Origin of the sequence: Streptomyces sp. CB01635 (genome assembly GCF_002803065.1) — a bacterium.
Taxonomy (GTDB): Bacteria; Actinomycetota; Actinomycetes; order Streptomycetales; family Streptomycetaceae; genus Streptomyces.
The window spans coordinates 87,660-106,349 of sequence record NZ_NNBL01000025.1; the positions used below are offsets into that span (position 1 = coordinate 87,660).

The following is an 18,690-nucleotide window of genomic DNA, read 5'->3' on the forward strand; positions in this document are numbered from 1 at the left end:
GCGCCGGGCCCCGCAACTGCAGGCCGCCGATTCTGCGCCATGACCTGGGCCTTGCGGCAAGTCCCCCACTGCGCTATACGTTGAGAGTGGCAAGGAGAGGGCTCTCCTTGCCTTTGCTTTTTTGCCGTCCGACGGCAGGCGGGATGACTCTCCAGGAGCAGACCGAACGCGGATGGGTGGACGAGCACGGCAACGTGATCGGCGCCGAACGGCCGCACAGAAACGGGGCAGTTGGCGGGTCGGAGATCCGACCCGGGCCAACTGCCCCGTTTCTTACGTCAGTTGCCCGACACCGTCACCGGTGCGTCGTCCTTGAGCTCGCCCACCAGCTGCTTGACCTTGGTCTTGTCCCAGACGAGGTTGCCGTTGACGGAGCCGGAGACCGGCATGTTCATCGACTTGCCGTCGCCGCCGGTGACGCCCTTCATGGCGAAGAACATCGAGCCGAGGTCCCACAGGCTCATGTCCTTGTCGACGACGAGCGAGTCGAGGCCCGCCCCCATCGTCGGGTAGAGCTTGAACGGGTTCAGGACCGTCGACGGGGTGGCCACCTGGTGGGCCAGTGCCGACAGGAACGCCTGCTGGTTCTTGGTGCGCTGGAGGTCGCTCGCCGCGAACGCGTGGCGCGTACGGACGAAGGCCAGGGCCTGCTGGCCGTTCAGCGTCTGCTTGCCCTTCTGGAAGTCGGCTCCGGACCACTTGTCCTTGAAGCCCTCCTTCAGGTTCATCTCGACGCCGCCGACCGCGTCCACGATCTTCGCGAAGCCGCCGAAGCCGATCTCCGCGTAGTGGTCGATGTGCAGCCCGGTGTTGAACTCGACGGTCCGCACGAGCAGTTCGGGGCCGTCCTCCGCGTACGCGGCGTTGAGCTTCACCTGGCGGCCCTGGTTCGGGTAGAGCTTGCCGGAGTCCGAGCCCTTGTAGGACGGGACGGTGACGTTCGAGTCACGCGGCAGGGAGATCATCGTGCTGCCGTTGTCGCCGGTGTGCAGGATCATCATCGTGTCCGTGCGCTTGCCCTCGGCGGACCCGGTGTGCAGCTTCTTCTTCTCCTCGTCGGACATTCCGGCCCGGCTGTCCGTGCCGACGATGAGGTAGTTGGTGCCCTTGCCGGTCTCGGGCCGTTCTATGACCTTGGAGAGGTCGACGTCGCGGTGGAGCTTGGAGTCGGCCCAGAAGTACGTGCCTATGCTCACACCGAGGAACACGACGACGAGGGTGAGGACGGCCCACTTGATGCGCCGGCGCCAGTCCGGCCGCGCCCGCGGGGGCGCGTAACCGTCGGCCGGGTCGTTGTCGTTCGGTACGTAGCCGCTGCCGCCGCGGCGCCCGCCGCCACCGCCGTAGACCTGGCCGGTGTTGTAGCCGCTGTCGTACTGGTCCCCGTAGCCCTCGCCGTACGAGGGCTGCGCCGGCACCGTCGGCCGGGGCGGCGCGGAGCGGCGGGAGCCGCCGCCCTGTCCGCGCTGCACGTGCGGCATCGCGCGGGCGCCCTCGGGGCGCGCGCTGGAACTGCCGCGACCGTAACCGCGGTCGCCGCCGCCCTGACTGTCGCCCCAACCCTCTGGCCAATCATTCATGGCCCCAGTGTGCCGTCCGGTGCTGTGTGCCCCACAAGGGTGGGTGGGGAATCGGACCCGGGCTGTTGCAGAGCTGACACAAAGCAACCCGTGTCCTGCCCGGCATAAGGTGGAGGCCATGACAGACCAGGCCCGCGGCACGGAATCCGAAATTCCGGGTAAGCCGACCTCAGCTTCCCGTACGACGTTGTCGCACATCATGACCCATAACGACACCAACCTGCTCGGAACGGTACATGGTGGCGTGATCATGAAACTGGTCGACGACGCGGCGGGCGCCGTGGCAGGCCGGCACTCCGGTGGACCCGCCGTCACCGCTTCCATGGACGAGATGGCCTTCCTGGAGCCGGTGCGCGTGGGCGACCTGGTCCATGTGAAGGCTCAGGTCAACTGGACGGGCCGGACCTCCATGGAGGTCGGGGTCCGGGTCCTCGCCGAGCGCTGGAACGAGTCGACGCCGGCGCAGCAGGTCGGCTCCGCCTACCTCGTGTTCGCCGCGGTCGACGGCGACGGCAAGCCGCGCTCGGTGCCGCCGGTCCTGCCGGAGAGCGAGCGCGACAAGCGGCGCTGCCAGGAGGCCCAGATCCGCCGCCAGCACCGGCTCGCGCGCCGCCGGGCGATCATGGAACTGCGGCAGCAGCGCGCGGCCGACGGCATCGAGGACTGAGCCCTTCCGGAGGCGGACCGGCGTCAGCCGCACACCACCTGGTCCCCGGTGACCGCCCCGAACTCGCCCTGTCGCGAGTCCTCGGCCCGCACCGCGCGCACGGCCCTGAAGTCCGGGCCGGCCAGCACCTTCAGTAGCGCACCCTGTCCCTTCACTGCCTGCAACTGCGCCCCCGGCAACGCCGTCGCCAGCGCCTTCGCCGACTGGTCCCAGCGCGGGTCGTAGAGGATGACCGTGTGCTGGGCGGTGCGCTGCGCCGCGTTCATCGGCGTACCGCTCGTGCGGAACCCCGTCCCCCGCAGCCCCGCGTCCACCTTCCTGCCGAGCCCCGGCGTCATCGTGCCGTTCTCGACCTGGACGCGGATCTGCTGCGGGGCGACGCCGACGACCGTCTCCTTCTTCTTCCTGTGGTGCACGGCGAGCGGCTTGTCCTCGCGCAGCGCCTTGAACAGCTTCGTGGACTTCGCCGGGTCCCACTTCACCGTCGAGCCGATGCCCTTGACCGGGAAGCTGGCTTGACTGATCGGCACGGTCGTGAACTCCGACGACGACGGCGAGAACCCCCGCATCGCCTGCCCGAGCCCGACCATCTGGTCCGTGCCGAACCCCTTGTCCGCGCGCACGGAACTGAGCAGCGTGTGGATCACATCGCGGAATTTCACCGGGTTCAGGAGCACTCCGGACGACGTGGCCTTCGCGATGAGCGCGGCGAGGAAGCGCTGCTGGCGCTGCATCCGGCCCAGGTCGCCCGCCCCGTCGGTGTGCCGGGCGCGCACGTACTGGAGGGCCTGGCCGCCGTCGAGCGTGTGCGTGCCGACAGCCATGTCGAGCCCGGTGTACGAGTCCTTGAGCGGATGCGCCGTGCAGATCTCGACGCCGCCGAGCACGTCCACCGTCTTCATGAAGCTGGTGAAGTCGACCTCCATATAGTGGTCGATCTTCACGCCGGTCATGTGCTCGACGGTGCGCACGGTCAGATGGGGCCCGCCCTCCGCGTACGCCGCGTTGATCTTCACCGGGTGCTGTTGGTGCTGCTCGCCCGTCGTCCGGTCGGTGTGCGGGGGGATCTCGGCGTACGAGTCCCGGGGCAGGCTGACGATGCTCGCGCGGTCCTTGTCGGCGGAGAGGTGCACGATCATGATCGTGTCCGTGCAGTGACAGGGCGCGCCGCCCAGCCGGTACTTCTTCCTCTCCGCCGGGGTGATCTTGTCGCGGCCGTCGGTGCCGACGAGCAGCACATTCATCCCATGACCGCCGGAGGGACGGTTCTTCATGTCCTTGAAGGGGTCGATGCGGTTGATGTCCGTGTCGAGCCCGGTGACGACCGCGTGCCCGATCCCGGCGGCCGCGAGGACCGTGACCGAGACCGTCGTCGCCACCCGCATGGCCCACCGCGGCTTCTTCCTCCGTACGGGGGCGGGCACGGGGGGACGATGGCGCTCCTGCCGTGGGGGACGCGGCGGGCGTGCGGGGGAGCGGGTCGGCGGAGTGGGCACGTGGGGACACCTCCGAGAAGGTGGGCGTGGGATCGCGAGCACCGTAGGCCCACACGATCTCCTGCCCGCGGCAGTGACCATGGCGGCGCGCGCCGGTGTCCCCCATTAGCGGTAACGTGACGCCTGATGAACGCGAATTCCGACAAGCAGCTTCCGCCCGTATCGGTGATCATGCCCGTCCTCAACGAGGAGCGGCACCTGCGCGGAGCCGTCGAGGCGATCCTGGCGCAGGAGTACGGCGGCGAGATGGAGGTCGTGGTCGCGCTCGGCCCGTCCTCGGACCGCACGGACGAGATCGCCGCGGAACTCGTCCGCGAGGATCCCAGGGTCCACACCGTGGCGAACCCCACGGGCCGTACGCCCGCGGCGCTGAACGCCGCGATCGAGGCGTCCCGACACCCCATCGTGGTGCGCGTCGACGGGCACGGCATGCTCTCGCCGAACTACATCGCGACGGCCGTCCGCCTCCTTGAGGAGACCGGCGCGCAGAACGTCGGCGGCATCATGCACGCCGAGGGCGAGAACGACTGGGAGAACGCGGTCGCCGCCGCCATGACCTCGAAGATCGGCGTCGGGAACGCGGCCTTCCACACGGGCGGCGAGGCCCAGCAGGCCGAGACCGTGTTCCTGGGTGTCTTCCGGCGCGAGGCGCTGGAGCAGCAGGGCGGCTACAACGTGGAGTTCATCCGCGCCCAGGACTGGGAGCTGAACTTCCGCATCCGCGAGGCCGGGGGCCTGATCTGGTTCTCGCCCGAGCTGAAGGTCTCGTACCGGCCGCGGCCCAGCGTGAAGGCGCTCGCCAAGCAGTACAAGGACTACGGCCGCTGGCGCCATGTCGTCGCCCGCTACCACGAGGGCTCGATCAACCTGCGCTACCTCGCGCCGCCGGCCGCCGTGTGCGCGATCGCCGCGGGTGTCGTCGTGGGCGCGCTCGTGACGCCGTGGGGCTTCGTGATCCCGGGCGGCTACCTGGCGGCCATCGTGGCCGGTTCGGTGCCGGCCGGCAAGGGGCTGTCACTGAAGGCGCGCCTGCAGATCCCGGTCGCGCTCGCCACGATGCACATGTCCTGGGGCTGGGGCTTCCTGACCAGCCCGCGCTCCCTCGCGAAGAAGGTCATCGCGTCGCGCCGCCCCGCGGTACTCAGCGAGGCGTGAGCCTTACGTCTGCTTTCTCCGGGGCCGAGCCGCTCGGCCCCGGAGCTTTGACCTGAGTCACCAGGTGAAGTTCTTGTTCACCTTCATGCAGGCCTTCGTGTCCGACCCGTTGAGCGCGAGCGCGGTGTCCGGGGTGGTGTCGTCGTCCTTCGAGGACTTCGGGTAGGTGTTCCCCTCCCGCCAGTCGTCGCCCACGATGAGCGTCACCCCTGAGACGCCGGTCGACTTCTTCACCGAACTCAGCGGAACACCGAGGGACTTGGCGACCCGCTGGGCATCGCCCTCCAGGTCGACGCTCGGGAAGCGGATGACCGTCTTCTCCTCGCTCAGCGACACCGACTGGTCGGCGGACGCCTTCGTGAAGCCCTTCGTGACCAGGATCTGAGACACCGTGCTCGCCCGGCCCGACGCCGCGGGCAGCTGCGCCGTCCGCGTTCCGTTCTGCACCTGCACCGCGATCTCGCCGTCGGGCGCCGCCGGGTCGTCCGACTCCTTGGGCGGCGCCTTCTTCTTGTCCTTGCCGTCCAGGGCCACATCCTCGCGCACAAGCCGGAACAGCTTGTCCGCGTCGCCCGGCTTCGGGGCCACGCGCGCGCCCACGTACACGAACGGCATCGTCGTCATCGTGATGCGATCCGGCGCGGGCTTCTTCAGCTCGTTGCTGAGGTCGTAGAGCTTCTTGACCGTGTCGAGGCCCTCGTCGACGCGGAGCGCCTTGGTGGCCTCCTCGGCGAGGGTGCGCAGCTTGCCGGGGTTGGTGATGGTGGCGTTCTCCCGCATCTGGCGCACCATCGAGTTCATGTACATGTGCTGCGCCTTGGTACGGGCGATGTCGCTGCCGTCCTCGAAGCCGTAGCGCGTACGCAGCCACTGCAGGGCCTGCTTGCCCTTGACCGGGTGCGTGCCCTTCGCCAGCTTCAGGCCCGAGCCGTGGCCCTGACTGTCCTTGGAGAGGATGTTGGCGTCCACGCAGACCGGTACGCCGCCGATCGCGTCCGCCATGGAGACCACGCCCGCGAAGTCGACCATCATGAAGTGGTCGATGTGGATGCCGGTCAGCAGCTCCCAGGTGGCCACCGTGCAGCCGGGGCCGCCGCGGCCCAGCGACTGGTTCGTCATCTGCCGCCCCACCGTGGCCGGGTACTCCGTGCCCGTCTTCGGGTCGGTGCACTTCGGCAGCCGGAGCAGCGTGTCGCGCGGCATGCTCACCACCGACATGTTGGTGCGGTCCGCGGAGAGGTGGACCAGCATCTGCACGTCCGCGAGCGGTACGCCGCCGAAGGTCTCCTTGGCGCCGCCGAGCTTCTGGTTGGCCTTGGAGTCCCGCGCGTCCGAGCCGATCAGCAGGATGTTCAGCGGGGTCTGGCCCGCCGCGTTCGGCGTCGGCTTCGCCGCCTGGTGCTCGCCGATGTTGAGCTTGTCCGTCTTGATGTTGCTGTTGAGATGCTCGTACCAGAGATAGCCCGCTCCCGCGGTACCGAGTACCAGTACGGCGAGAGCGATCGAGAACCAGCGCAGTATCCGGTGTTTGCGGCGCCGCGGGCGCGCGCCGCCGCGCCGGTGCCCGCGCGGCCTGCCGCCGTCACCCTGCGCCTGCTTCGGTACCCGCCCCTGTCCGCCGTCCGGCCCCCCGGCCGCGTGCCGACTGTCACGCACACTGCTCTGCCTCATGCCCCACCCCTCCCGCCCCCGGCCTACACCTCGGCCGCCCCGATCCTGTCTGTTAGACAGTCAAGAGGCGGCCGAGGTTGGTCACTTGGCGCACACAGTCTTGTCCGCTGTCGCCTTCTGGATGTCCGCCGGCGCCTTCGCCGGGGCGGCGATGGGTGTCCCGGCCTCCTTGAAGTCGGCTCCGAGGGTCAGGATCATCGCCGGCAGACCCTGGTCGTTCTTCTCGCTCTTGCCGGGCTTCATGGCGGATGAGGGCAGCCCCATGATGTCGGCGAGCTTGCGGGCCTGGTCGGCCTGGTCCGGCGCGTACTCGAGCGTCGTCTTCGGCAGCTTCTTCGGCGCGTTGCCCAGCTGGCTCGACTTGAGGACGCCCTCGTTGTTCTGCAGCCACGTCAGCGTCGCCTGCGCGGCGCCGACGGTCTCGCTGCCGTTGTAGATGTCGACCCGGACCTCGGAGGCGTCGGCGCGGGAGCCCTTGAGCAGCGCGTCCTGCTTCGACTTGGCGGCCTTCTTGTCCTTCGCCACCTCGGTCAGGGACACGTCGTCCTGGAGCATCGCGAACAGCGGGTCCGCCTTGGCCGGGTTGACGACGACCGTCGCGTGGACCTTCTCGGCGGGGTTGTCTATCACGGGCAGCGTGGTGAAGGTGATGTTCTTCGGCGGCACCTTCTTCAGCTCCAGGGCCACGTTCTTGAGCTCGCTGAGGCTTCCTATCCCGGTGTCCACCGTCAGCGCCTGGGTCGCGGCCTCGGCCAGGTTCGTCAGCTTGCCCGGGCTGGTGAGCGTGTCGCCGGAGCTCATCTTGCGCATCAGCGATCCGAGGAACTGCTGCTGCTGCTGGATGCGGTCCAGGTCGCCCTGGTTGCCGAAGCTGTGCCGGGTGCGCACGAACGCGAGGGCCTGTTCGCCCTGCACGGTGTGCTTGCCCTTGGAGAGCTTCAGATGCGAGTCGGGGTCGTTGACGTCCTTGGCGAGACAGATGTCCACACCGCCGACCGCCGTCGTCAGCGTCTTGACGGCGTTGAAGTCGGCCATCATGAAGTGGTCGGGCTGAACTCCCGTTATGGCCTTGACCGTTGCCATCGTGCAGCCCGCGTCCCGGCCGCTCTGGCCGAGACTGGTGTTGAAGCGGATGTCGGGCGTTCCGGGGATCGTCTTCTCCACCCCGTCCTCCCTCACCTTGCAGTCCGGGATGTCGGTGATGAGGTCGCGCGGGATGCTCAACGCCGTCGCGTTCGAACGGTCCTTGGCCACGTGCAGCAGGATGTTGGTGTCCGCGTGGCCGACGCTGTTCTTGTCGCCGTAGCCCGCGTTGCCCTTGCCGGTGCGCTTGTCCGTGCCGATCAGCAGGATGTTGAACGCCTCGTCCTTGCTGAAGCCGTTCTTCGCGCCGACGACGTCCTGCTTGTCGATGTTGCCGTCGAGGTGGCGCAGATAGAGATACGCCCCGCCCACGCCGGCGACCAGGACGAAGGCCATGACGCCGCCCGTCCACAGGAGTGCCTTCTTGCCCTTGGACTTCTTCTTGTTCTTGGACCGGCGCCTGCCGGCCGGCTCCGGCTGCGGGGCCCGCCGCCTGCGCTGGCCGGGCACTTCGCGGCTGTCCTGTTCCTCTCGGGACCTGCCGTTCTGCCGGGTCTGCCCGGTCTGCCCCCGTCGCCCGGTGGGGCGTTGGGAAGACCTGCGAGGTGCGGGTACGGCCGACTGCCCAGAGGAAGGGTTCAGTCGCAGTTCGTAATCGCCGGTGTTCGGGTTGAGTACCCACTGGTCTGCGGGGTCGATGTTGTCCGCCCGCCCACGGCCTTGCGCGTCCACGGTTGTCTGCATCCTCCGTCGGGGCCACGCGGCGCCTTGTCCCCCTCAAGAAGGCGCTCGGTCAGTCGGTAAGCAGTGCGCGACCGTCGTTGGCCGGGTGCACCGGATCGCTCACACTATCCGCCCAGTTCAGCGTCAAGCGACGGCCGTGACAAATTGCACTCCCCTACAACTGGGCAATCCGTCCTATTTCTTTGGACGTGATGCGGACCCCTTGGGTATCGCTTTACCCGCAGGCGTCCTGAGCGGCTGTGTTGCCGCGGAACGTGGGGGCCGGGGTGGGCGATGAGCCGGGTGACGAACCGGACGATCCGGGCGGCATGGAGGGGCCGCCGGGCTTCTGGGCGCTCCGGTCGGCGCCGCCCTTGCCGTCGTCGAATCCGTCGTGCTCGTACGCCCTGTTGTCCGTGCCCGAGCTGTCCGTGCCGGAGCCGTCGGAGGAACTCTGGGTGGTGCTCTCCCGCGGTGTCTTCTTGGCGACCACGACGGGGGCGTCGGTGCGCAGTCGCGTGAAGAGCTGCTCGGCGGCGGGCTGGACGAGCTGGTCGCGGTTGGCGTTGTAGACGTAGCTGCGCCGCGGCACCGTCAGGAATTGGACGCGTTCGGTCGGAATGTCCCGGATGCCGCGTACGAGGTTGTAGAGGCCGCGCAGACTGGCGAGCCCGGGGTCCGTGGTGAGGGACGAGGTGCCCGCGTCGAGCACGGGGTACAGCTTCGTCGGGTTGAGCAGTACCTGGTTGCTCTGCACTTTGTTCACCAGGGCGCCGAGGAACTGCTGCTGGCGGTCCATCCGGTCGGTGTCGCTGCCGTTGCCGAGGCTCTTGCGGGCCCGCACGAAGCCGAGCGCCTGCTCGCCGTCGAGGGTCTGTTTTCCCGCGGGCAGCTTGAGGCGCGCGGCGCGGTCGTTCATGGGCTCCTTGAGACACACCTCGACGCCGTCGACGGCGTCGACCATGTCCTTGAACCCGCTGAAGTCGACGACCATGTGGTGGTTGATGCGGATGCCGGTGAGCTTCTCGACCGTACGGATCGTGCAGGCCGAACCGCCTTGCTCGAAGGCGTAGTTGAACATCGAGAACATGGGGCCGGTGCGGGTGCCGCCGTGTGCGCGGCAGCTCGGTACGTCGACCATCAGGTCGCGGGGCAGCGAGACCGCGATGGCGCTTTTGTGGTCGGCGGATATGTGCAGCAGGATCGTCGTGTCCGAGCGCTGGGTGCCCGAGTCACGGCCGTACTTGCGGTTGTCGGCGCCGGACCGTGAGTCGGAACCGATCAGCAGGATGTTCTGCGCGCCGGCCACGAGCGAGGTGGGCCGCTCCTTCTCGTAGCGGGCGAGCTCGGCGGCCGCGTCGGTGTCCTCGGTGATGTTCCCCTGGAGCTTCTCGTAGACCGCCCAGCCGGCGCCGCCCGCGGCGAGCACCGCCACGCCGACGCCGATCGCCGTGTACCGCAGCCAGCGCTTGTGCCGCCGGGCCGTGCCCGCTCCCGTGGGGGACGAGCCCGCGCCCGGCCCGTGCGTGACCGGCCCCGCCGCGTCGTCGTCGCCGGGGTGCTGCGGTTCCGGGGGCGTGCCTGCGGAATCGGTCACGTGAGTCCACCCCTCATGGCGACGACGGTGCGCAGGTGCGCCCCTTCGACCATGGCCCGGCGCGGCGCCCGGGGCCCGGCGGCCCAGGGGTGGACAGGGCCGAACGGGTGACGCCGGCGGCCCGGGTGTCTCAGCGCGCGGTCGCCGAGACCCGCTCGTTCTCGACCCGCTTGGCCAGGGAATCCTCGTCCAGGCCGTCGAGGTGGCGGCACAGGACGACGGAACCTCCGGTGGCGAGCGGCGCGTAAAGACCCGCGCTCAGACCGCGCCAGGTGTCGTACGGGAGTCCGGACAGCAGGCGCGAGCCGGGGCCCGTCAGGCCGAGGTCCGCGGCGTCGGCCCGCGCCTTCTCGACGACCTCGGCGCCGGTGAACTCGGCCCCCGCGACGACGAGCGCGGGCTCCTCCGGGTCCACGGGTGCGAACGGGGCGAAGCGGTCACCCTGCCCCGGTACCTCGACCGCGTAGTCGACGAAGCCCTCCGGCGGCTGCGGGAAGCGGCCGCCCAGGGGACGCAGCGCGAGCGCCACCCGTTCCCCGGAGCAGGCGCGCGCCTTGTCCAGGGAGTCGGGGCCGCTGACGACGATGTCGGCGGCGGCCGGGTCACCGCCGACATCGGCGACGACTCCGACGGACGCGCACGCGAGCAGCCAGGCGGCGCTCTGCCAGTGCGCGGGCAGCAGCAGAGCGAGCCGGTCACCGGGCTGCGCGGCGAGGTCGCCCTGGAGGAGATTGGCGGTCTTGGCCACCCAGTTGGCGAAGGTGGCCACGGACAGTTCGACGCGTTCGCCCGTGGCGTCGTCGTAGAAAGTCACCAGTGGGCGTCCTGGATCGGCGGCGAGCGCGGATCGCAGCAGGTCGGCGGGGGTGCGGTCGGTGGCGTTCACGGGCGCAAGGGTACGCGGGGCGCGCGACGGTGTGGGGCCGACCGGGGGAACCACGCCGCCGTGTCGGCCCGATGAGCCGTCAATTCCCCTGCCCACCAATGACACTTCCCGATGGACAGATATGTGCCCCTATGTCCACGATCGTTGACATGCGTGGATTCCTCACTTCATCGATCGGCGTCGCGTCCGCGGCAGCCCTCACCCTTCCGCTCGCCCTGTCCTCCGGAGCCGGGGCAGCCACGACCCCTTCGGCCGTCAGAGCCCTGACCGCCGAAGCCGTATCCGGCAGCACCCAGTCGCTCCCCCTGACCGTCCTGCCCCGCGACCGCGGCCTGCGCGCCCCGGGTGAACAGGGCCTGACCCAGCGCGATGTGCACCCCTTCTCGCTCGTCGGCGTCGTCTGGAAAGACCCGGCCCTGGCGCTGGAGGGCAGCGTCCAGGTGCGTACGCGCGCCAAGGGCACCGCCCGCTGGTCCGGCTGGCAGGACGTCGAGACCCACAACGGCGACCATGCCCCCGACCCCGGCACGGCCGAGCACGACTCGGGCCGGCTGCGCGGAGCCACCGCCCCGCTGTGGGTCGGCGCGTCCGACGGCGTCGAGGTGCGCGTGCGCCCCCAGACGGCCCCGGCGCACCGGACCGCCGGATCCTCCGCGAACTCTGCGAACTCTGCGAACTCCGCCGCTCAGGCCCCTCTGCCCAAGGGCCTGCGCCTCGAACTGGTCGACCCCGGAGAGGAGCCCCCGCCCGCCGGCGAGCCCGCGTCCGGCGATGAGCCCGTGCCCGGCGGCGCCCCCGCCGAAGCCGCCGGCTCCGGCGTGCTGACCGTCGAGTCCGCCGCCTCCGCCGTCAACGCCGACCTGGCCCCCCTCGGCGCCGACGCCATCCCCGCCCTCACCAAGAAGGAGACCGAGAACGAGCTCATCGAGGCCGGCGGTGGTGAGGCCGACGCGAAGGTCCGCCCCTACATCGGCCCGCGCCCGCGCATCGTCACGCGCAAGGGCTGGGGCGCCGACGAGAAGCTGCGCGAGCGCGCCTTCGGCTACACCTCGAAGGTCAAGGCGACCTTCGTGCACCACAGCGCCACGGGCAACAACTACAAGTGCTCGCAAGCCCCTTCAGTCATCCGCGGTATCTACCGCTACCACGTGAAGAGCATGGGCTGGCGCGACATCGGCTACAACTTCCTCGTCGACAAGTGCGGCAACATCTACGAGGGCCGCGCCGGCGGTGTGGCGAAGCCGGTCATGGGCGCCCACACCCTCGGGTTCAACACGAACAGCATGGGAGTCGCGGTCCTCGGCACCTTCGGCTCCTCGAAGCCGCCGGCCGCCGCGGTGGACGCCCTCGCCCGCCTGACGGCCTGGAAGCTTGGCCTCTACGGGGTGAATCCGAGCGGTAAGACATATCTCACGTCAGCCGGTGGCAATCTGTACCCCAAGGGGAAGAGCGTACGACTGAACGCGATTTCGGGGCACCGGGACGGCTTCGCGACCGAGTGCCCGGGGCGCCGCCTCTACGACAAGCTCGGCACCGCCCGGTCCACATCGGCCAGTCTCCAGGGCCGCTGACGCCCGGCCGCACCGCACAGTCTGCATACACTGGCCGGCCGAAAGGCAGTTCGACCGGCCCCAGCAGGAAGCAGAGACGACAGGTGACAGAAGCGATCCTCCTGGTCGGCGGCAAGGGCACCCGACTGCGACCGCTCACCGTGAACACGCCCAAGCCGATGGTCCCGGCGGCGGGCGTCCCGTTCCTCACCCACCAGCTGGCCCGGGCGAGAGCGGCGGGCGTCGAGCACATCGTGCTCGCCACCTCGTACCTCGCCGAAGTCTTCGAGCCGTACTTCGGCGACGGCTCACGCCTCGGACTGCATCTGGAGTACGTCACCGAGGAGGAGCCCCTCGGCACCGGCGGCGCGATCCGCAACGTCGCGTCGCGGCTCCACTCGGGACCCGCCGATCCGGTCCTGATCTTCAACGGGGACATCCTCACCGGCCTCGACATCCGCGCCCTGGTGGACGAGCACGAGACCACCGGCGCTGACGTCTCCCTGCATCTGTCCCGGGTCGAGGACCCGCGGGCGTTCGGCCTGGTCCCCACGGACGCGACGGGCCGGGTCCAGGCGTTCCTGGAGAAGCCCCAGACGCCCGAGGAGATCGTCACCGACCAGATCAACGCGGGCGCCTACGTGTTCCGCCGCTCGGTCATCGACACGATCCCCACGGGCCGCCCCGTCTCGGTGGAACGCGAGACGTTCCCCGACCTGCTGGCGTCCGGCGCCCACCTGCAGGGCATGGTCGACTCCACGTACTGGCTGGACCTGGGCACCCCCCAGGCCTTCGTGCGCGGCTCCGCCGACCTCGTCCTCGGCCGAGCGCCGTCCCCGGCCGTCCCCGGCCGGCGCGGCGACAGCCTCACGCTGCCCACCGCCTCGGTCGCCCCCGGCGCGAAGCTCACGGACGGCACGGTCGTCTGCGAGAACGCGACGGTCGGCGAGGGCGCCCGCATCTCGGGCAGCGCGGTCCTCGCCGGCGCCACGGTCGAGGCGGGCGCGGTCGTCACCGACTCCCTGATCGGCCGCGGCGCCCACGTGGGCGCCCGCACGGTCCTGACGGGCGCGGTGATCGGCGACGGCGCGACGGTCGGCCCGGACAACGAACTCCAGTCGGGCGTACGGGTGTGGTGCGACGCCCGGATCCCGGCGGCGGCGGTGCGCTTCTCCTCGGACCAGTAGGGGCCGTCTCCTCGGACCAGTGGGGGCCGGCGAGGCCGACCCCCTACGCTGCAAGGAGCACCCCACCACCCGACGAGGCTCCCTTGGCCGGCCGATACGCCCCCCGCCCCACGCGCACCACGGTGCGCGGCGGCGAGACCGTCGTGCCCAGGGCCGTCCTGCCGCGCCCGGCGACCGCGGCGCAGACCCGCCGCTGGACGCCCAAGGGCGCGTTCGACCTGGGCCTGACCCTGGGACCGCTGCGCCGGGGGCCCGCCGACCCCGCCTTCCGCGTCACACCGGACGGCTCGGTCTGGCGGGCCACCCGCACGCCCGAGGGCCCCGGCACGCTGCGCGTGGCTCTGCGCGGCACCGTCGCCGAAGCGGATGCATGGGGCCCGGGTGCAACCTGGCTGCTTGCCCAACTCCCGCAACTTCTCGGTGAGTTGGACGAGCCCGAGGTGTTCGAGCCGCGCCACCGGCTGGTCGCCCACGCCCACCACCACCGGCCGGGTCTGCGCCTGCTGCGTACGGGTCTGGTCATGGAATCGCTGATCCCGTCGATCCTGGAACAGAAGATCACGACGGAGGAGGCGTACCGCGCCTGGCGGATCCTGCTGCGCACGTACGGCACCCCGGCACCCGGCCCCACCGCCGGGCTCGGCCTCCACGTCATGCCGGAACCCCGTACCTGGTCGCTCATCCCGTCCTGGGAGTGGCACCGCGCGGGCGTGGACAACAAGCGGGCCTCGACCATCCTGCGCGCCGTGAAGGTGGCCCGCCGCATGGAGGAGGCCGCGGCGATGACCCCGGCCGACGCCCGCGCCCGCCTCGAACTGATCCCCGGCATCGGCCCCTGGACCTCCGCCGAGACGGTCCAGCGCAGCAACGGCGCCGCCGACGCCGTGACGACCGGCGACGTCCATCTGCCGGGCATCGTCGGCTACGCGCTCGCCGGCAACCGCGACGCGGACGACGCGGAGATGCTGCGGCTCCTCGCCCCGTACGAGGAGCAGGGCCAGCGCCACCGCGCGGCCCGCCTCATCCTCCTCAGCGGCCGCACACCCCCGCGCAGACAGCCGAAGATGCGCCGCACGAACATCGCCGACTGGTAGCAGGCCTTCCAGGGGCTGGTCTTCACATTCCCGCCTGCCCCGCGGCGTCTGGCCTCCGGGCGGACGACGGGAATGTGAAGACAGGCCCTAGCGCACGACCACGAAGTCACCGGCGTCGCGCGCCGGGCGCTCCGCAGGTGCGACGGCCGCGTGCCCCACGGCCACGGCGCCCATCGGGTCCCACTCCTGCGGAAGGCCGAGCACCTCGCGTACGACATCGCGGCAGAACATCGTCGACGACACCCACGCGGAGCCGAGCCGCTCACCGGCGAGCGCGACCAGGAAGTTCTGCACGCCCGCGCCGGCCGCGACCACGAACATCTCCCGCTCGGCGGCGTCCCGGCGCGCGTGCCCGTACGTGTGCGACCCGTCCATCACCATGCACGGCACGACCAGATACGGCGCCCGGCGCAGCACGTCACCGCGGCGCACGCGCTTGGCGACGGACTCCTCGCTCTTGCCGTCGCGCCGCAGATCCTCGATCCACGCGTCCCGCATCGCGTCGAGCAGCCGCACGCGCGACTCCTCGGACTCCAGGAGCACGAACCGCCACGGCGTCGTGTGGTGCGGGGCGGGCGCCGTCACGGCCGCGGCGACCGCGCGCCGCACGGCTCCCGGGTCGACCGGCTCGTCCGTGAAGGCCCGCACCGTACGCCGCTGGGTCACGGCCTCCCGTACGGCCTCGGACGTGCCGAGCCGGAACATGTCGTCCCGCGCTACGCGCACCAGCTCGCGCGCGCCGGTGCCCTCGCCCACCACGTGCGCGAGCCCGCGCACGACGGCGACGGGCAGCCCGGCCGCCTTGCCCTTGACCAGGTCCCCGGCGGCGGCCAGCTCGTCCGCCGTGGCGACGACCGTGGCGCTGAGGGGATTGCCGTACGCGTCCGTGCCGCCGCGCAGGTCGTCGAGGACGTGCACGCCCGCGGCGCCGATGGCGACATCGGTCAGGCCGTTGCGCCAGGGGCGGCCGAAGGTGTCCGTCACGACGACCCCGACGTCCACGCCGAGTGTGTCCCGCAGCCCGTCCCGGATCGCCGCGGCCGACGCGTCGGGGTCCTCGGGCAGCAGCAGCACCGTGCCCGCGGGCGTGTTCGACGCGTCGACGCCGGCCGCGGCCATGACCAGGCCCAGCTTGTTCTCGACGATGCGCAGGGGGCCGCGGCGCGCGACGACCCGTACGGTCTCGGCGTCTATGGCCGCCTCGCGGTCGGTGGCCTCGACGATCCGGCCCTCGGCCTTGCTGACGATCTTCGAGGTGACCAGTAGCACGTCCCCGTCGACGAGGCCGGGCTCGGCGGTGGCGATCAGCTTGGCGAGGTCGTCGCCCTCGCGGACCTCGGGGATGCCGGGGAGCGCCCAGGCACGGAAGGAGGGAGCGGAGGGAGTGTCACTCACGCGCGGACCTCCTCCGCGAGCGTGAGCGCCTCACGCGCCATCTGCGTCGTCGCGTCCAGGTCGGACATCATCAGCGGCACCGCGCGGCAGCGGATGCCCGCCGACTCGACGCGCTCCACCGTGCCCGCGTCCACCGTGTCGACGAGCCATCCGTCGAGCAGCCCCGACCCGTAGTGCTCGGCGACCGCGGCGGCCGTCGAGTCGACACCCACGGCGGCGAGGACCTTGTCGGCCATGCCGCGCACGGGCGCGTCCCCGACGATGGGCGACAGGCCGACAACGGGCACACCGGCTTCGGCGATGGCCTCGCGGATGCCCGGCACGGCGAGGATGGTCCCGACGCTGACGACGGGGTTGGACGGCGGGAAGAGGATGACGTCCGCCTCGGCGATGGCCTCCAGGACACCCGGCGCGGGCTTGGCCTGCTCGGCGCCGACGGGCACCACGGCGTGCGCGTCCACAGAGGCCCGCAGCTTCACCCAGTACTCCTGGAAGTGCACGGCCCTGCGCTCCCCGTCGAGGGTCACCGCCACATGCGTCTCGACGCGGTCGTCGGACATCGGGATGAGCCGCACGCCGGGCTTCCAGCGCTCGCACAGCGCCTCGGTGACCGCGCTGAGCGGATAGCCGGCGCCCAGCATCTGCGTACGGACGATGTGGGTCGCGAAGTCCCGGTCGCCGAGACCGAACCACTCGGGCCCCACCCCGTAGGCGGCCAGCTCCTCCTTGACCAGATACGTCTCGTCCGTACGTCCCCAGCCCTGCTCCTCGTTGATGCCACCGCCGAGCGTGTACATCACCGTGTCGAGGTCCGGACAGACCTTCAGGCCGAAGAGATGGATGTCGTCCCCGGTGTTGCCGATGACCGTGATGACCGCGTCGTCCGGCGCCGCCTGCTTGAGACCGCGAAGGAACCGGGCACCACCGATGCCGCCTGCCAGAACCACAATGCGCATGTGCCCAGCATCGCAGGCGGGTACGACACTTCGTCAGGCGGTCACGGCATCCTGCATGGCGTCGCTGACGCAGCGGGGGGCGTGCATGGGCATCTCGGTGAGCCCGGGGTAGTACACATGGAGGCTGACTGCGGGCTCCAGAGCGTCGTTGACGACCTCGTGGACGTATCCGGGGGCGAAGACGCGCTGTGCGCCGGGCGCGAGGGTGCGGGTGCCGCGCTCCGAACGCTCCGTCAGCTCACCCTGGAGGACGGTCAGTATGCCGGAGGAGCGGCCGTGGTCGTGCAGTCCGCTGCCCTGCCCGGGCACCCAGGACAGCAGCCAGACCTCGTAGCCGGGGCCGGTCTGGAGCCGGTGGTACCAGCGGCTGGTGGCGTCGTACTCGACGAGGTGTTCCCACCGGCCGGGGTCGGCGGCGATGGTGCGGGCCAGGCCGGCGAACTCGGCGACGGTGGCCGGGTGCTCGCGCGCGGGCTGGAGCAGGTGGGGTACTTCGAGGATGTCGCCGGCGATCTGCAGGTCGCTGTCACTGTTCATGGGTGCGGGGGCTCCTCGGCGGAGTGCGGAGTGCGGTGTGCTGGGGGTGTCGCTGGACGGCGCCCGGCACGGATGAACTGCCGGGGGAGTGGAGCGCGGTGGAGCGAGGAGATTCAGCCGGAGCGCGGTGGGCTCAACAGCTGGGACAGCAACAGCGCGCGCGGGCAGCACCGAGGGACCCGGGTCGGGTCACGGAAAGCGCCAAGTTCGCGAGCATGCCCACCAGGACACCGGTTCATTCCTCCTCTGTCAACTAGGTGTCCGGATTGTGGGATATGTTTCACCTCATCCGGTTGTCGTGCCAGGCGAAAGGTTTGTTCAGCTTCTGGCCGGGACACATGGCGCATCAACCGGGCGCACAAACGCCGTCGCGCTCCCGTGATCCGAATGTGATCCGGAACGCTCCGGCGCCGCTCCCGGAACGGGATCAACGCCCCAGGCGTCCTCCCTTGCAGAGGCCCGCGCGAGGTCTGCCGGAGCTCTTGGGGGAGCGACGACCGGGATGGGCCTCTGGCAAGTGTCAAGGTTTATGCCGATTTGAACACTTTCCGCATACCCTTGGTTCCGCAGAGTGAATAAGGGACCCAATAGCAGATCTCGGCTTGACTGGCCCGGATCGGCACACTTGTAATTTCACTCGTGTCGTTCAGCCGAAAACGGTGGCGGCAGCATCACGGGGACGCACAGACGGACGAGGGGCGCACTATGACCGAGTCGTTTCAGCAACTGCTGGTCGAGGACGCGGAAGAGGAACTCGGCTGGCAGGAGCGCGCGCTGTGCGCCCAGACCGACCCCGAGTCGTTCTTCCCGGAGAAGGGCGGCTCCACCCGGGAGGCCAAGAAGGTCTGCCTCGCCTGCGAGGTCAGGTCCGAGTGCCTCGAGTACGCACTGGCCAACGACGAGCGGTTCGGCATCTGGGGCGGCCTCTCCGAGCGGGAACGGCGCCGCCTGAAGAAGGCCGCCGTCTGAGCCGCTGTCAGAGCAGCTGCCTGAAACGACGAGAACGACAGGCCTCGGCAAGGACCGCAGCAGGATCCACCGAGCACCGCCCCAAGGACCGCAATAAGGACGCCGTCCGAAGACTCTTTTCCGCGTAGCGATCGGCCCGTCGCC

At 70.4% G+C, this 18,690-nt stretch carries 15 protein-coding genes; 6 read left to right on the forward strand and 9 right to left on the reverse strand.

Features of this window, described 5'->3' with window-relative positions; translation table 11 throughout:
- Positions 1–278 precede the first annotated feature (278 nt).
- Complete coding sequence (locus tag CG723_RS37200) at positions 279–1,580, reverse strand: LCP family protein (protein ID WP_100597951.1); 1,302 nt, start codon at positions 1,578–1,580, stop codon at positions 279–281.
- Between the two features lie 118 nt (positions 1,581–1,698).
- On the opposite strand from CG723_RS37200, the gene CG723_RS37205 reads away from it, so the two are divergent.
- On the forward strand, positions 1,699–2,247 hold the full coding sequence (locus CG723_RS37205) for an acyl-CoA thioesterase (RefSeq protein ID WP_100597952.1): 549 nt from the start codon (positions 1,699–1,701) through the stop codon (positions 2,245–2,247).
- A 23-nt stretch (positions 2,248–2,270) separates the two neighbouring features.
- Here CG723_RS37205 and CG723_RS37210 read toward each other — a convergent pair whose 3' ends face one another.
- Positions 2,271–3,743: an LCP family protein gene (locus CG723_RS37210; protein WP_442802624.1), complete on the reverse strand. Its 1,473-nt coding sequence runs from the start codon at positions 3,741–3,743 to the stop codon at positions 2,271–2,273.
- A gap of 126 nt (positions 3,744–3,869) precedes the next feature.
- On the opposite strand from CG723_RS37210, the gene CG723_RS37215 reads away from it, so the two are divergent.
- Positions 3,870–4,898: a glycosyltransferase family 2 protein gene (locus CG723_RS37215; protein ID WP_100597954.1), complete on the forward strand. Its 1,029-nt coding sequence runs from the start codon at positions 3,870–3,872 to the stop codon at positions 4,896–4,898.
- Positions 4,899–4,955: 57 nt separating this feature from the next.
- Here the strand turns inward: CG723_RS37215 and CG723_RS37220 are convergent, their stop codons facing one another.
- The 4 genes from CG723_RS37220 to CG723_RS37235 form a co-directional block, all read right to left on the reverse strand.
- On the reverse strand, positions 4,956–6,569 hold the full coding sequence (locus CG723_RS37220; protein ID WP_100597955.1) for an LCP family protein: 1,614 nt from the start codon (positions 6,567–6,569) through the stop codon (positions 4,956–4,958).
- An 81-nt stretch (positions 6,570–6,650) separates the two neighbouring features.
- Positions 6,651–8,384, reverse strand: a complete 1,734-nt coding sequence (locus CG723_RS37225) for an LCP family protein (protein WP_100597956.1) — start codon at positions 8,382–8,384, stop codon at positions 6,651–6,653.
- 226 nt (positions 8,385–8,610) lie between these two features.
- Positions 8,611–9,972, reverse strand: coding sequence for an LCP family protein (locus CG723_RS37230; RefSeq protein WP_100597957.1), 1,362 nt, complete (start codon positions 9,970–9,972; stop codon positions 8,611–8,613).
- A gap of 130 nt (positions 9,973–10,102) precedes the next feature.
- On the reverse strand, positions 10,103–10,858 hold the full coding sequence (locus tag CG723_RS37235; RefSeq protein WP_100597958.1) for a TIGR03089 family protein: 756 nt from the start codon (positions 10,856–10,858) through the stop codon (positions 10,103–10,105).
- Between the two features lie 149 nt (positions 10,859–11,007).
- Here CG723_RS37235 and CG723_RS37240 point away from each other — a divergent pair, with 149 nt between their 5' ends.
- The 3 genes from CG723_RS37240 (at position 11,008) to CG723_RS37250 (ending at position 14,689) form a co-directional block, all read left to right on the forward strand.
- Positions 11,008–12,429, forward strand: a complete 1,422-nt coding sequence (locus CG723_RS37240) for a peptidoglycan recognition protein family protein (protein WP_199842047.1) — start codon at positions 11,008–11,010, stop codon at positions 12,427–12,429.
- Between the two features lie 83 nt (positions 12,430–12,512).
- Complete coding sequence (locus CG723_RS37245) at positions 12,513–13,595, forward strand: nucleotidyltransferase family protein (protein ID WP_100597960.1); 1,083 nt, start codon at positions 12,513–12,515, stop codon at positions 13,593–13,595.
- Between the two features lie 83 nt (positions 13,596–13,678).
- Positions 13,679–14,689, forward strand: coding sequence for a DNA-3-methyladenine glycosylase family protein (locus CG723_RS37250; protein WP_100597961.1), 1,011 nt, complete (start codon positions 13,679–13,681; stop codon positions 14,687–14,689).
- 87 nt (positions 14,690–14,776) lie between these two features.
- Here CG723_RS37250 and CG723_RS37255 read toward each other — a convergent pair whose 3' ends face one another.
- Genes CG723_RS37255 through CG723_RS37265 form a run of 3 tightly spaced genes read right to left on the reverse strand, consistent with a single transcriptional unit; the run spans position 14,777 to position 17,577 of the window.
- Positions 14,777–16,084, reverse strand: coding sequence for a coenzyme F420-0:L-glutamate ligase (locus tag CG723_RS37255; protein WP_100597962.1), 1,308 nt, complete (start codon positions 16,082–16,084; stop codon positions 14,777–14,779).
- Entirely contained in the window at positions 16,081–17,040 is a 960-nt protein-coding gene (gene cofD / locus CG723_RS37260) for a 2-phospho-L-lactate transferase (RefSeq protein ID WP_100597963.1), read from the reverse strand. The genes CG723_RS37255 and cofD overlap by 4 nt, the downstream gene beginning before the upstream one ends.
- A 33-nt stretch (positions 17,041–17,073) precedes the next feature.
- The gene (locus tag CG723_RS37265; RefSeq protein ID WP_100597964.1) at positions 17,074–17,577 is read right to left on the reverse strand and encodes a cysteine dioxygenase; all 504 of its coding nucleotides are present in this window, start codon (positions 17,575–17,577) and stop codon (positions 17,074–17,076) included.
- A 705-nt stretch (positions 17,578–18,282) separates the two neighbouring features.
- Between CG723_RS37265 and CG723_RS37270 the strand changes: the two genes are divergently transcribed.
- Entirely contained in the window at positions 18,283–18,546 is a 264-nt protein-coding gene (locus tag CG723_RS37270) for a WhiB family transcriptional regulator (protein ID WP_093617031.1), read from the forward strand.
- The last annotated feature ends 144 nt before the right edge of the window (positions 18,547–18,690 follow it).

Coding starts and splice junctions, on each gene's coding strand:
- CG723_RS37265 (WP_100597964.1), bottom strand. CDS start 17,577: ATGAACAGTGACAGCGACCTGCAGATCGCCGGCGACATCCTCGAAGTA.
- CG723_RS37240 (WP_199842047.1), top strand. CDS start 11,008: ATGCGTGGATTCCTCACTTCATCGATCGGCGTCGCGTCCGCGGCAGCC.
- CG723_RS37205 (WP_100597952.1), top strand. CDS start 1,699: ATGACAGACCAGGCCCGCGGCACGGAATCCGAAATTCCGGGTAAGCCG.
- CG723_RS37200 (WP_100597951.1), bottom strand. CDS start 1,580: ATGAATGATTGGCCAGAGGGTTGGGGCGACAGTCAGGGCGGCGGCGAC.
- CG723_RS37270 (WP_093617031.1), top strand. CDS start 18,283: ATGACCGAGTCGTTTCAGCAACTGCTGGTCGAGGACGCGGAAGAGGAA.
- CG723_RS37215 (WP_100597954.1), top strand. CDS start 3,870: ATGAACGCGAATTCCGACAAGCAGCTTCCGCCCGTATCGGTGATCATG.
- cofD (WP_100597963.1), bottom strand. CDS start 17,040: ATGCGCATTGTGGTTCTGGCAGGCGGCATCGGTGGTGCCCGGTTCCTT.
- CG723_RS37220 (WP_100597955.1), bottom strand. CDS start 6,569: ATGAGGCAGAGCAGTGTGCGTGACAGTCGGCACGCGGCCGGGGGGCCG.